15 protein-coding genes are annotated in these 14507 nt (G+C 30.6%); 14 read left to right on the forward strand and 1 reads right to left on the reverse strand.

From position 1 onward, the window contains the following. Nucleotides 1-7 precede the first annotated feature (7 nt). The 13 genes from K7H06_RS04095 to K7H06_RS04150 all read left to right on the forward strand — a co-directional run bounded on the left by K7H06_RS04095 (nt 8) and on the right by K7H06_RS04150 (nt 10259). The gene (locus tag K7H06_RS04095; RefSeq protein WP_246637633.1) at nt 8-685 is read left to right on the forward strand and encodes a 4Fe-4S binding protein; all 678 of its coding nucleotides are present in this window, start codon (nt 8-10) and stop codon (nt 683-685) included. Nucleotides 686-742: 57 nt separating this feature from the next. Beyond that, nucleotides 743-1615, forward strand: coding sequence for a helix-turn-helix domain-containing protein (locus K7H06_RS04100; RefSeq protein ID WP_223038685.1), 873 nt, complete (start codon nt 743-745; stop codon nt 1613-1615). Nucleotides 1616-1745: 130 nt separating this feature from the next. Beyond that, nucleotides 1746-1874, forward strand: a complete 129-nt coding sequence (locus tag K7H06_RS21305) for a hypothetical protein (protein ID WP_281426031.1) — start codon at nt 1746-1748, stop codon at nt 1872-1874. Nucleotides 1875-2068: 194 nt separating this feature from the next. After that, nucleotides 2069-2413 carry a zinc ribbon domain-containing protein YjdM gene (locus tag K7H06_RS04105; RefSeq protein WP_223038686.1) on the forward strand — a complete coding sequence of 115 codons (345 nt, stop codon included), beginning with the start codon at nt 2069-2071 and terminating at the stop codon, nt 2411-2413. Nucleotides 2414-2636: 223 nt separating this feature from the next. Next, the gene (locus tag K7H06_RS04110) at nt 2637-3464 is read left to right on the forward strand and encodes a MerR family transcriptional regulator (RefSeq protein ID WP_223038687.1); all 828 of its coding nucleotides are present in this window, start codon (nt 2637-2639) and stop codon (nt 3462-3464) included. Nucleotides 3465-3564: 100 nt separating this feature from the next. Continuing rightward, complete coding sequence (locus tag K7H06_RS04115) at nt 3565-4902, forward strand: MATE family efflux transporter (protein ID WP_223038688.1); 1338 nt, start codon at nt 3565-3567, stop codon at nt 4900-4902. 305 nt (nt 4903-5207) lie between these two features. Beyond that, complete coding sequence (locus K7H06_RS04120) at nt 5208-5609, forward strand: hypothetical protein (RefSeq protein WP_223038689.1); 402 nt, start codon at nt 5208-5210, stop codon at nt 5607-5609. Nucleotides 5610-5651: 42 nt separating this feature from the next. Next, on the forward strand, nt 5652-6236 hold the full coding sequence (locus K7H06_RS04125) for a TetR/AcrR family transcriptional regulator (RefSeq protein ID WP_223038690.1): 585 nt from the start codon (nt 5652-5654) through the stop codon (nt 6234-6236). 136 nt (nt 6237-6372) lie between these two features. Continuing rightward, nucleotides 6373-6594, forward strand: a complete 222-nt coding sequence (locus tag K7H06_RS04130; RefSeq protein WP_223038691.1) for a NifU family protein — start codon at nt 6373-6375, stop codon at nt 6592-6594. Nucleotides 6595-6697: 103 nt separating this feature from the next. Next, nucleotides 6698-7333: a peroxiredoxin-like family protein gene (locus K7H06_RS04135; RefSeq protein WP_223038692.1), complete on the forward strand. Its 636-nt coding sequence runs from the start codon at nt 6698-6700 to the stop codon at nt 7331-7333. 24 nt (nt 7334-7357) lie between these two features. Continuing rightward, nucleotides 7358-9283 carry an oxidoreductase gene (locus K7H06_RS04140; protein ID WP_223038693.1) on the forward strand — a complete coding sequence of 642 codons (1926 nt, stop codon included), beginning with the start codon at nt 7358-7360 and terminating at the stop codon, nt 9281-9283. Nucleotides 9284-9302: 19 nt separating this feature from the next. After that, nucleotides 9303-9590, forward strand: a complete 288-nt coding sequence (locus K7H06_RS04145; RefSeq protein WP_223038694.1) for a putative quinol monooxygenase — start codon at nt 9303-9305, stop codon at nt 9588-9590. Between the two features lie 36 nt (nt 9591-9626). After that, on the forward strand, nt 9627-10259 hold the full coding sequence (locus K7H06_RS04150; RefSeq protein ID WP_223038695.1) for a flavodoxin family protein: 633 nt from the start codon (nt 9627-9629) through the stop codon (nt 10257-10259). A 75-nt stretch (nt 10260-10334) separates the two neighbouring features. On the opposite strand, the gene K7H06_RS04155 is transcribed toward K7H06_RS04150, so the two are convergent. Then, nucleotides 10335-11891, reverse strand: a complete 1557-nt coding sequence (locus tag K7H06_RS04155; RefSeq protein ID WP_223038696.1) for an ABC-F family ATP-binding cassette domain-containing protein — start codon at nt 11889-11891, stop codon at nt 10335-10337. Between the two features lie 629 nt (nt 11892-12520). On the opposite strand from K7H06_RS04155, the gene K7H06_RS04160 reads away from it, so the two are divergent. After that, nucleotides 12521-14119, forward strand: a complete 1599-nt coding sequence (locus K7H06_RS04160; protein ID WP_223038697.1) for a solute:sodium symporter family transporter — start codon at nt 12521-12523, stop codon at nt 14117-14119. The last annotated feature ends 388 nt before the right edge of the window (nt 14120-14507 follow it).

Genomic DNA, 14507 nt, shown 5'->3' on the forward strand with positions numbered 1-14507 from the left:
GGTAATTATGGAAATTAAAGAAATTTATAAACTTATAGAAAACATCGGGGTATTTGTTTTTTCAACGATTAATGGAGATGAAGTACATTCAAGAATAGCTCACTTTAATGGATGTGATGATGATGGAATCTATTTTAGAACAATGATGAATAAACCATTTGGGAAACAATTAATTGAGACAGGAAAAGTGACAGTCTGTGGAATAACAAATAATAAATGTTTAGGATATGAAGAAGATGGTACTCCCAACTTTCCACCAAGTTATACAATACGCTTGATTGGACATGTTAAAAGAGTAGCACCAGAAATTATAAAAGAAAAATCAAAAACGAATAAGGCATTTTTGAGTGCTGCTAATGATATTGATAAATACCCTGCTATGGCAGAAGGAAATTTTGTGTTATATAGAGCAAAGGGAGAAATTTTTGACGTAGATTTTGATTGTATTAATCGAGATCATAAACTTTTAAGAAAAAGATTTTCCTTTGGAGGAGCTCCCTTTAATCCAGCAGGTGTGATAATTACAGATAAGTGTATTGAATGTGGCAAATGTAAAGAGGTGTGTACTTTCAAGGCAATTGAAGAAGGCTCTCCTTTTAAGATACGAGAGAACCGCTGTGATGATTGTGGAAGCTGCCTATTGGCATGTCCAGTTAATGCAATTGAAGAGTCTTTGATATTTTAATGATACAGTAATTATATTTATGGGTAGTAAAATATTTACCCTAAGTAAGGAGAGTATATGAAAAAAGTTGAACGGATACAATTCAAATTTACGAAAAAAAGATTACTTGGTTTTGAAATCATTCCTTTTAAGGAATTTCTAAAACCAAGCAAGATGCCTATTCTTATAAAACCATATAGGATAGAATTTTATAATATAATTTTTGTAGTAAAAGGCGAAGGACTGCATGAAATTGATTTTGTTGAATATCCCTATCATACTGGGGATCTCATTTTAATATCTAAGGATAGAGTACATAGATTTCATTATAACGAGAATTTAGAAGGGTATTTTATTATGTTTACTGAAGAATTCTTATATGAATTTTTAGGAGATAATACAGTAGAAATTTTAGATTTATTTAAGCAAACATATATGAATCCAATAGTGAAATTTTTGAGTAAAACACAATCCCTTGAAAATGATCAATTAAGGCTTTTGTATAACTTTTATTCACAAAGGGATATGGAATTAAGGGTTGAAATTATTAGTTCAACTTTTAGAACTCTAATGCTACTTATAAAACAGAAATATTTAAAAATAGATAAAGTAATCAAGCAGAAAAATAATAATATATTTTTACAGTTTGCCAACTTAGTGGATAAACATATGAAAGAGATCAAGACTGTTGAATCTTATGCAGATATGATGTATGTATCAAAGAAAACTGTTAATCTCATGACACGTAAAGCAGTAGATATGTCTGCAAAACAATTTATTATCAATCGTTTGATTTTAGAAATAAAGCGTAACTTATGTTTTGAAAATAAGAGTATCGGTGAAATTTCTGATGAATTAGGTTTTACTGAGTCTTCTAATATGACAAAATTCTTTAAGAAATATGCTGGTATTACACCAAAAGAATTTAGAAAAATAAATAAGTATGAGTAGTTATTTATTTAGGATTGGAAAAGAATTACTTCTGCGGGTAGGTCTTTATGTATGTATTTTAATACTATATAATAATTTTAATCTTATGTTCAAAATTTACTTTCTTTGTTAATGATATTGGCACAATATTATGAAACAATCGAATATAACAGCACAGTTAGTTGTACTAATGGCAGCCATACTATGGGGAACAACAGGTTGTTATTATATTCCTTTTGTGAATAATTTTGTTAAGCATATAGCTAATTTATTTAATTAATTCATCCAAGAAGACCTTAGAGGAAGTCTTGTCAATATGAAAAGACTATGATAGTATATAAACCTATGATAAACTCTATATGTTTTTTTGTAAATTTCAATTTTGTAATGAGTATTCTTAGGAAGCGATAAAGAGGAAATTGAAAATAATTTATATATATTAGAGTTAAAATAACGAATGGAGGAAGTGAAATTATGGTTGATTTACCAAATTGCCCAAAATGTAATTCAGAATATACTTATGAAGACGGAAGTCTTTTAGTTTGTCCAGAATGTGCCCATGAGTGGACTTTAGAATCAGAAAATAATGAAGATGAAGAGATTGTAAAAGATGCAAATGGAAATGTGTTAAAGGATGGGGATTCTGTAACAGTAATCAAAGACCTTAAAGTAAAGGGAAGTTCATCAAGTATAAAAATAGGTACAAAAGTAAAAAACATACGTTTAATTCATAATCCATCTGATGGACATGATATTGATTGTAAAATAGATGGATTTGGAGCTATGAAGTTAAAGTCAAGTGTTGTTAAAAAGGCATAAATGTGGTTTTAACCCAATAAAACCCAAATAGTTTTTATAGATTAAGTTAGGTGTTAAGCCTAGCTTTTTTTTTGGAAATATTTGAATTTAAAATGTAGTTAAAAGTTAAATGATTATAATTTGAAAACGACCTTTATGATTGTTAGGGTGAATGATATCATAAATAAGAGAGCGTTTTATGAAATTCCCTAAAAATGATCATGTTAGGAGACGATTATAAAAAGTGAAAAATAAATTGTCTATTGGAGAATTTGCAAAACTAAGAAATATTACTACTGAAACATTAAGACACTATGATCGAATAGGTGTATTTAAGCCTATTCAAGTAGATCCTAAAACGGGATATAGATACTATTCTATTCTACAATATGAAGAATTAGGAACCATTAAAGAACTTCGTCAACTGGGGATGACTATTGATGAAATTAAAAAGTATTTTAATAATAGAAATCTGAAACAGTCTGTGAATCTATTGAAGGATAAACATGATAAACTTAGAAAGAAAATAAAAGAATTGCAACAATTAGAAGAAAGTATTGGTGAAAAAATAAAGCACTTAGAGGATATTTCTCAGGTATCAAATATTGAAGAGATTATTATGAAAGAAATTAAAGAAAGAGAGATTATTACTTTTGATAAGTCCATAAAAAATGAAATTGATTTAAGTTATGCATGTCTTGAATTAGAGAATTCATTAAAAGAAATAGCGCCTATTGTTGCAAGCAATCGCTTTGGAGCAATTATAAAACAAAAGGATATAGTATTGAATAAGTATTTAGAATCAGTTGTTATGTTTCTCTTTATCAAAGATCAAGATAATATTGATGAAAAATATATAAAAAAGATTCCTAAAGGTAATTACGCTTGCATGTATTACAAAGGAAGTATTTGGGATATGGAAGTTCATTTAAAAAAAATGATAGAATATATTGAAACTGAGGGGTACGAAATATGTGGTGATATTCTTCAAATTGTTCAAATAGATATTAGTGTTACTGATAAAATAGAGGAAGAATTATTTGAAATACAAATTCCTATAAAAAAATATTGACCTTTGTGTAGCACAAAGGTTTATAATGTACCTCATTAGAAGAAAACATATTCACAATGGTTAGGGTATGTTTTGTTATATTCTTTTGGAGGTAGAGGTAATGAGTGAAAATATATTAGGAACAGAGAAAATATCTAAATTATTTATTCAATTTTCAATACCAGCAATCATTTCTATGGTAATAGCAGGTGTACAAACTATAATAGATGGAATATTTTTAGGGAATTTTGTTGGGCAAAATGCACTGGCAAGTGTAAATATAGTGCAACCATTTATGCAAGTGATCATAGGGTTTAGTATGATTATAAGTGTAGGTTCTCTAAGCTTCATAGGAAGAAGCTTGGGAGAAGGTAAAAAAGAAGAGGCACAAAATATTTTTAAAACAGCATTCGTAGTTATTACAATAATATCTTTAACAATAGTATTAGTTGGAAGGTTATTTAGTGAAGAAATTGCAGTAGTATTAGGTGCAAATCAAGTATTGTTAGAAGGAGTAGCAATATATACGAGAACTATAGGTAGTTTTGCGCCATTAATGTCTTTAATGTTTTTATTTGGATTTACCAACAGGGTAGTAGGAAAGCCAGAATTATATTTAAGAGGTATGATTTTAAGTGTAATTGTTAATGTTAGTTTAGATTTTATATTTATAAAGCAATTAAGTTTAGGAATAAGAGGAGCAGCATTTGCTACAGGAACAGCATATGTAGCAGCATTTTTTATAGTAGCACCTCCTATGTTTAGCAAAAAGAATATAGTAAATATATTTAGTGGAAAATTTGATCCATCAACAATCGTACCAATGGCGTATAATGGCTCATCAGAAGGAGTTATTGCCATTGCAACAGCTACCACTGCATATTTGTTTAATATGACATTTATGAAAGTAGCTGGGGAAACTGGTGTTGCAGCATTTACAACAATAAATTATATATCTCAATTTGGAATCCTTATTATGTTTGGCATATCAGATGGAATAGGCCCTATACTCAGCTATAATTATGGATACAAAAAGTATGATCGGTTAAATAATACATTAAAGTTAGCATCGAAAGTAAATTTAGTTGTTGGAGTAGTATTATTTTTTACATTATTTGTATTAGGAGAAGAATTAGTATCATTATTTGCAAGTGGAAATAGAGAGATTCTAAACTTAGCAGTAAGAGGATCCAGAATATATGCATTCGCTTTTTTACTGTGTGGATTTAACATTATTCATTCAGGATATTTTACAGCAATAGGAGATGCTAAAGCATCTATTATAATAGCAGCAAGTAGAGGAATTGTATTTATCGTTTTAGGTATAAATATATTACCCATGATAATGGGAATGAACGGAGTATGGCTGACTGTTCCATTTGCTGAGTGTATGACATTTATTATAGGGATGTATTTGGTTAAAAGAAGTAATAATTTATGTGTCAGTATTGTTAAGTAAACAAATTTTTACATCTAAATAACAAATGATTGTAGCTAGCTATATAATTATAGGATACGCTATTTTAATATCAAATGTAAAGAAAACGTGAGATTTATAGACAAAAGGTAGAATTTCTCTTACGTACAATTTTATAATAAAAGAAGGAATATTCTGTAAGCATCTAGAACTATTTAAGTTATAGATGCGTTTTTTATTTGAATAAGGATAATTAAAGGAAAAATTATTGAGTAGTAGAGACATAAGTTCTAACAAATGAAAGGCAAATATTATCAAAAATATATATAATAGAAAGGAAGAAAAATATGATTAAGACCTATGCTCAGAGCAAACTATCTTCTATGCACAAATATATAATTATAGGAATAGGAATCGTATTTATTGGATATTCCATATATGATCAACAGTATTTTAAAATATTATTAGGGCTGATTTTAATTTATGCTTGTTATTTTGAAAAAAATATTTTTATTGAGGATGAAGGCCTACGGATTCAAATAAAGAGAATAGGTACAAAAAAAGAAAGGATTATAAAATTTGATGAAATGCAGGAGATGAGTCATCAAACAAGAAATGATAAAACTATGTTTTTTTTCTCAAAAGATAATATGATATATAAAGTGATGGTAGATGCAATAAATGTAAATAAAGTGGTAAGACTTGTTAAGAAGAAAAATAAGAAGATAAAGATTTATTATTTAGAATAAAAAACCCTTGACATTCAAGACGAACGGTCATATAATTTGATCATGGATAAAAAACTAATTAAAAAAAATGAAATATTAGAAAATTCTATTTGTGTTATGTTTCTAAAGGGATATAATGGAACAAGTGTAAAAGATATCACAGATGCAGCTGGAATTCCAAAGGGATCATTTTATAATTATTTTGAAGATAAAGAACATTATGCAGTAGATGCTTTATACTATTATTTTTATGAAACAAGCAAACAAACCTTTGAAATTTTAGCAGATAAAAACATTAAACCTTTAGAGCGAATCAAAAATTTTTACAAACATATGATTGGTCAAAATGAAGAAGCTGGTTTTAAACTGGGATGCTTTGTTGGAAATATAACTCAGGAAATGGGGGATATAAGTACTATAATCTCAGAGGCTACAGATGAAATTCATAAAGAAATTGTAAAAAGAATCTATGTTTGCTTAGTGGAAGCTTATGAACTTAACGGGTTTAATTCTAAAGTAGACATAAAGAAACTTTCTAATTTTATTGTAAGCAGTTGGCAAGGAACATTGCTAAGAATGAAAGCAAGTAAGAACAGAGAAGTTTTAGATGATTTTTATGAAGTATTAGTAGAAGTTTTACTAAGGTAAAACTTCTATTTAAAAGAATTTACTAAAGACGACTGGTCATATAAGAGAATGGTTGATTTGAGAAATGAGAGCAATAAGAGTAGTATTTTGAACTATTAAAATACTATCATTAGAATAAGAAAGGATGGATAAGAATATGAAAAAAAGAGTGATGGAAGTTTTAGAGAAGGTACGTCCGATACTGCAACGAGATGGTGGTAACGTAAAACTTATAAGTGCTAGTGAAGAGGGAATTGTAAAAGTAGAATTACAAGGTGCATGTGTTGGATGTCCTGGCGCTAAAATGACTCTGAAAATGTTAATCGAAAGAATATTAAAAGAAGAGATACCAGAAGTTAAAGAAGTGATTGGCGTATAAATTATTAAATGATTTGACTAATGTATATGGTTTTACTAAGGGAAAGGCCTTATTTTTATAAAATAATTAAAACGACTGGTCATATGGAAAAGGAGGGGATAAGATGAATTTAAAACTACAGTTAAAAAAATTACAAGAAGAGGCTTCCAAAGAAATCCCAAAGGATATTATGAATGTTTTAAAAGAATCAGTAGAAAAACTTGCAAAAGAGGAAATTGAAAAGAAGGCTTTAAAAGTAGGTGATAAAATTCCTCATTTTGTACTTAAAAATGCTGTTGGAGAAATGATAGATTTAAATGATTTACTGGCAGATGGTCCTTTAGTTATAAGTTTTTATAGGGGAGGATGGTGTCCATATTGTAATTTGGAACTACAGGCATATCAAGAAACACTTCCAGAAATACATGCATTAGGAGGGCAATTAGTGGCAATTTCTCCTGAGTTACCAGACAATTCTTTGTCTCTAGTAGAAAAGTATACTTTGAAATATGAAGTTTTAAGTGATATTGGAAATGAAATTGCAAGAGAGCTTGGCCTAGTTTTTACTGTTGAAGAGGAATTGCGTCCTATATATAAGAGGCTGGGTGTTGATTTGGTTACCACTCAAGGAAATGAAAATTATGAGCTTCCAGTACCTGCAACATATGTAGTAGATACGAATGGAACGATCATTTTATCTTATGTAAATACTGACTACACTACTAGATTAGAACCAAAGGAAGTTTTAGAAGTTCTTTAAATAATGTAGAGAGGAGATCAATTCATGTTAAAAAGAGTATTTGAGCCAATGAAAATAGGAAATATGGAAGTGAAAAATAGGTTTGTTGTGCCACCAATGGTAGTTAACTTTGTAAATGAAGATGGAACAGCTAATGAGAGATTTATTGCATATATTGAGGAAAAGGCAAAAGGTGGATGGGGTCTTATAATTCCAGAAAATTATACAATGGATCCGAATGCAAGTGGGTTTGTAAAGCTTCCAGGATTATGGAATGATGAACAAATCGAAAGTCACAAAGAGTTAACAGACAGAGTTCATAAACATGGAGCTAAAATTGTTGTTCAAATTAATCATGCTGGAAGACAAACAGCAAGTATGATAACTGGAGTACAGCCAGTAGCACCATCTCCTATAGCAGACCCTACTATTGGGGAAACCCCTAAAGAATTGGCTATCCAAGAAATAAAAGAAATAGTAGACAAATTTGGAGACGCAGCATTAAGAGCAAAAAAGGCAGGATTTGATGGGGTAGAGATTCATGGTTCTCATGGATATCTTATTAATCAATTTATGTCACCATTTTCTAATAAAAGAACAGACGAATATGGTGGAAATATTCAAAATAGAGCAAGATTTGCATTAGAAGTAATTGAGAATATAAAAAAGAAAGCAGGAGAAGACTTTCCTATTATATATAGAATGTCAGTAAATGAATTGGTTGAGGGTGGGCTAATAACAGAAGATAGCAAAGTTATTGCTATGATGTTAGAAGAAGCAGGAGTAAATGCAATCCATGCTACTAATGGGGTTTATGCAAGTGCTCAATATATCATACCACCAGCAGCAGTGAAGCATGCTTGGAGTTCTGATATTACGGCTGAGATTAAGAAAGTAGTTTCTATACCTGTCATTACAGTTGGAAGAGTAAATGATCCTTTAATAGCAGAATCTATATTAGCTTCTGAAAAAGCAGATTTAGTATCTATGGGAAGAGCTTCTCTTGCTGACCCACATCTACCAAACAAAGCCAAAGAAGGTAGATTTGAAGATATCATTCATTGTATCGGATGTCTTCAAGGATGTGCTGGAAGAAATGTACAGCAATTACCAGTAAAATGTCTTGTAAATCCAATGACAGGGAATGAAAGTGAAATAAAGATCGAAGAAGCGAAAGCTAAAAAGAAAGTATTGATTGCTGGAGGCGGTGTAGCAGGAATGGAAGCTGCTATAGTAGCTTCTAAGCGTGGACATGAAGTCCATTTATATGAAAAAAATAGTAAACTGGGTGGACAATGGATTTTAGCAGCAGTGCCACCATCAAAAGAAGAGCTGAACACACTTACTGTATGGCAAAAAAACCAATTGAAAAAATTAGATGTAAATATATATTTAAATACAAGCTTAACTGAAGAAACTATTGAAAATATGAAGCCAGATGTAGTGATAGTAGCTACTGGAGCAAAGCCATTTGTTCCTAATATACCAGGAAAGGATTTAGATCATGTTGTAATAGCAAATGATGTTTTAGCAGGATTAAAAGATACAGGTACAAATGTAGTTGTAATAGGTGGTGGATTGGTTGGAGCAGAAACAGCAGCCCATCTTGCTAATCATGGAAAAAAGGTTACAATCATTGAAATGCTTCCTGAAATCGTGAAAGATGGAGAACCAGCAGTAAAACACTTCTTATTTAAAGATTTAGAACAAAACAAGGTACAGATTTTAACGAATACTTCAGTAAAAGAAATATTAAATAATACAGTTGTAATTGCAGATCAAGAAGAAAATAAATCAAAATTAGAAAATGTAGATACAGTGGTTATGGCAATAGGTTCAAGACCTGTAAATACATTAGCTAAAAAAATTCAAGGTAAAGTTGAGAAAGTTATTACTATAGGAGATGCAGTAAAGGTTAGAAAAGCTTTAGAAGCTGTAGAAGAAGGATTTAGAGCAGGACTTCAAATATAATAAAAGGAGTGTAGAGAAAATGTTACAGGTAGTATCAAAAATCTATGTTAAAGAAGACCAAATTGATGAATTTGTAGAAGTATTTAAAGGAATGGTTGAGCCAAGCAGAAAAGAAGAAGGTTGTATACAATATGAAATGTATCAAGATGAAGAAAATCCTAGAATTTTTATAGTTCTTGAACAATGGAAGACGAAAGAGGACTTTGATCAACATTTTAAAACTGAACATTTTGAAAGAATAGTTCCTAAGATGTCTGAATTCATGATAAAAGAAACGGAAATGAATCTTTGTTATAAGATTGTATAACTAATAATAGATCAATTAAATTTAGGGGGAATAAAAATGGCAAAAATTATTGCATTTAGTGGAAGTACAGTGAAATCAGGGGTTCTTGAAAAAGCAATGGAACAAGTTTTAAAGTCTACAGGAGAAGAATGGGAATTAGTTAGATTAAATACGCTTAATATGAACTATTGTACTGGATGCGTAGGATGTGCAAGCACAAATCGTTGTGTTTTGAAAGATGATATGAATGAAATATTAGAGAAGATTCTAGAAGCAGATGCAATTCTTTTAGGTGGAGTTGCTAGATTTGGAAAGTTGAATGCAGTAACAAAAACATTTATTGAAAGACTGTTTCCTTTAATCCATAGAAAAATGTTAACAAAAGGAAAAATAGCTGCAGCAGTAGCAGGAGGTTTCTTTCATCAAGAGACAGTAAAAGATGAGGTAACATCTATTTTCCAAATATTCAACATGGAAGAAGTTGGGGTGCTTACAATAGATGGAAATGCTTCATGCTTTAAATGTGGTTATGGTGAAACTTGTGATTACAGTGCATTCCGTGCAAAATATGGTCAACAAGCAAAAATTACAGATGATGTTTTTTATGTTTTTGATGAGGACAAAGAAACAGTAGAAAGAGCAACGTTATTAGGTAAAAAAATAGCTGAAGCAATTAAGCAAAAAGCCTAAAAGATTCTATACAATAGGATATGATGAGAAAAAGTGGATAAGTGATGCCTCAGCTAGTAGTAGCTGAGGCATTTTTTATACAATCTTAGTTGTCCAGGATTCACAATTCCAGATATCTGTTACCACATCATTATAAAAATCCGGTTCGTGGCATATAAGAAGGATGCTACCATTATATGCTTGAAGGGCACGTTTAAGCTCTTCTTTTGCATCTATGTCTAGATGATTTGTTGGTTCGTCTAGAATGAGTAAATTGGTTTCTTTATTGATGAGTTTACATAGACGTACTTTAGCTTGTTCTCCACCACTTAACACAACAACCTTACTTTCTATATGTTTTGTTGTTAAACCGCATTTTGCAAGGGCGGAACGAATTTCAAATTGAGTGTAGGATGGAAACTCTTCCCATACTTCTTCAATACATGTCTTGTAGTTTGCTTCTTTAATTTCCTGCTCAAAATAGCCAATGTGTAGGTAATCTCCTAGTTCAACGGAACCGGAAATAGATTTGATTTCTCCTAGAATACTCTTTAGAAGTGTAGTTTTTCCAAGTCCATTGGCTCCAATCAATGCAATTTTTTGTCCTCTTTCCATGCGAAGATTCAAAGGTTTAGAAAGGGGTTCATTATATCCGATGACAAGATTCTTTGTTTCAAAAATCAGCTTACCAGAAGTTCTAGATTTTTTGAAATTAAATTCTGGTTTTGGTTTTTCTCTTGTAAGCTCGATTTTTTCCATTTTATCAAGCTTTTTTTGTCTGGACATGGCCATATTTCTAGTAGCAACTCTGGCTTTGTTTCTTGCAACGAAATCCTCAAGGGCTGCAATCTCTTGCTGTTGTTTTTTGTATGCAGCTTCTATTTGTTGTTTTTTGGCTTCATAAATCTTTATAAAATTGTTATAGTCCCCTACATAGCGGTTTAATTCCTGATTTTCCATATGATATATTAGATTGATTACACTATTTAGGAATGGAATATCGTGAGAAATTAGAATAAAAGCATTCTCATATTCCTGAAGATAACGTTTTAACCATTCTATATGCACTTCATCTAAATAATTTGTAGGTTCGTCTAAAAGAAGAATATCTGGTTTTTCAAGGAGCAGCTTTGCAAGAAGAACCTTTGTTCTTTGTCCACCGCTAAGGTCATGAACATCTTTTTCAAGACCGATATCCCTTAATCCCAAGCCTCTACCAATTTCTTCAATTTTAGAATCGATCATATAAAAGTCATTATTGGTTAAAATATCTTGGATGGAGCCCATATCTTCAAGCATTTTTTCCAACTCTTCAGGAGTAGCTTCAGCCATTTTATCGCAGATTTCATTCATTTCAGTTTCAAGGTCGAAGAGGTATTTAAATGCATCTCTTAAGACATCTCGGATAGTTAGTCCCCTCTCAAGGATAGTATGTTGATCAAGATAGCCAACGCGAACTCTCTTTGACCATTCGATTTGTCCTTCATCAGGTTCTAGTTTTCCTGTTATGATATTCATGAAAGTAGATTTACCTTCACCGTTAGCGCCCATAAGGCCAATGTGTTCACCTTTTAAAAGTCGGAAGGAGACATTGTTAAAAATGGCACGGTCTCCAAATCCATGGCTTAAATTTTTTACTGTTAAAATACTCATCTTATGCTCCTTTTCTTAATAAATTTATGGAAAGTTTCAAGTGATATAGCTCACTATATGAACAATTAGGATGTCTATAAGTCTGATAAAAAGGTAGAATCATTTCATAAAAAAGACATAGACATTATTCATTATATATGAGGATGTGATGGGTTGAAAGAGGAATTTTAAAATATTTATATTAAAAATACGCAGAAAAGAATTTAAGAAAATTATATTTATAAAAAAGAATAGTCGAATGAAGAATTATTCAAAATGTGAATAAATTTCAAATTTTTTTTATTGATTTATTGGTAATGAATATGGTATACTTGTCAATGTGAAAACGTTTTCGTTTGTTAATTTTTATAAAAGTATGTATTTTACTTATATAAATTAGTTAAAAGGAAATAAAAAGGTTTATTTTTTTTAAAAGTTTCGCAAACGTTTGCAGAAAATATTTTCCATTTATTTCATAGATTTGTTATTTGAAAGGGCTAAGATTTTATAAATATTTATCTAAATGAATATTTTTATAAATGCAATAAATATGAAAAGGAGGGATTAAAAAATAAGAAGATTGCGAAAAGCAATACTCAAGAAACATGGATAAGAAAATATAATATTTTAAGTTGTGGGAGGAATTAAAAGTGAGCTTATTAGCAGTAGTGTCGTTTATATTTTTTACAGGATTAGTTGCAGTTATATCATGGTGGGTGACTCGTGGAGATGACTTAGATACACAGGATGGTTATTTCCTAGGAGGTAGAAGTTTAACAGGCGTGGTTATTGCAGGTTCATTGATGCTTACTAATTTATCAACAGAGCAAATGGTAGGATTAAATGGACAAAGTTATATGACAACTATGTGTGTAATGGCTTGGGAAGCTACTGCTGCCTTTGCATTAGTATGTATGGCTTTGATATTTTTACCTAAATACTTAAAAAGTGGAATTACCACTATACCAGATTTTTTAGAAGAGCGTTATGATGCAAAAACAAGACAAATCATATCTGTATTGTTCTTAATTGGATATGTAGTAACATATTTACCAACAGTATTATATTCTGGGGCGTTAGTATTAAACGGAATATTTGATGTACCAGGATTATTAGGAATCAGTCAGTTCCAAGCATTGTGGATTACTGTTTGGGCAATTGGTATTGTTGGATCTATTTATGCAATTTTTGGAGGCTTAAAGGCGGTTGCTGTTTCAGATACATTAAATGGTGTTGGATTATTAATCGGTGGCTTATTAATTCCGATCTTTGGTTTGATCGTATTAGGACATGGAAGTATTTCTGAAGGATTAAACACTTTATTAACTGTTCATCCAGAAAAGCTAAATGCGATTGCACCAGCAGATGCAAAAAGTCCACTGATTCCATGGCCAGTGCTATTTACCGGTTTATTCTTTAATAACTTATTCTATTGGTGTACAAACCAATCAATTGTTCAGAGAACCTTTGGAGCAAAGAATTTAGCTGAAGGACAAAAAGGAGTTTTAGGGGCTGGAGTACTTAAGTTATTAGGACCTTTCTTCTTAGTATTACCAGGAATCATTGCATTTCACTTATATGGAAATACATTAACAAATGGAGATATGGCATACCCTACACTTGTAAGTGATGTATTACCAAAACCATTATTAGGATTCTTTGCAGCTGTATTATTTGGAGCTATATTAAGTTCATTCAACAGTGCTTTAAATAGTTCAGTAACATTATTTACTTTAAATGTTTATAGACCTATATTTAATTCAGAAGCATCTGACTTTGAATTAGTAAAAATAGGTAAAAAATTTGGAACTGTTTTAGCGGTGATCTCAATGATTATTGCACCATTTATCATTTATGCACCATCAGGATTATTTGGTTATCTACAAGAATGTTTTGGATTTTATAATGTGCCAATATTAGCTGCAATTGTAGTAGGATTCTACACAAAGAGAGTACCTGCTATTGCACCAAAAATAGCACTTTTAGCACATGTAGTTTTATATACAGCATCTAAATTTGTAGCAGGAGATGTACATTTCTTATATGTATTAGGTGTGTTGTTCCCAGTGAATGTATTGATTATGCTTGCTGTTGGAAAAATTATGCCAAGAGAAACAGCTTTTGTACAAGAATATACAAAACAAGTTGATATTACTCCTTGGAAATATGCAAAGCCTGTTGCATTTGTCGTAGTTGCAATGATGGTTGTAATCTACGCAGTATTCTCAAAAATAGGTATTGCTGCTTAATTGAAAGCAATTTATATTAAAATAAACTATTGTTGTGGCTGTTGATGAAAATGTCAACAGCCTTTTGCTTTACATAGTTCCAAGGGAGATAATAAAAAAATATAGATTGTTAAAATAATAACAAAATCAATTATATTGAAAATCTTATATAAAAGCAAATAGGATTTTCTTTCATAATTGAGTAATCTAGACTTTTTGCTTTGTTTTACTGGAAATATTTTCAGTATACGTTGATTTTGTTAGTTTTTTAGAAAATAAAATATAAATCTGGTATATCTATATATGAGACTATCTTTAGCAGTGATTTTACAGAAGATTTTTGTGTGTAACCTGTGAAATTATAATGAATATTATAGATGGAGAAGTTGTAATAATGAAGTAGAAAACA

It is taken from the genome of Crassaminicella profunda (genome assembly GCF_019884785.1).
GTDB lineage: Bacteria > Bacillota > Clostridia > Peptostreptococcales > Thermotaleaceae > Crassaminicella > Crassaminicella profunda.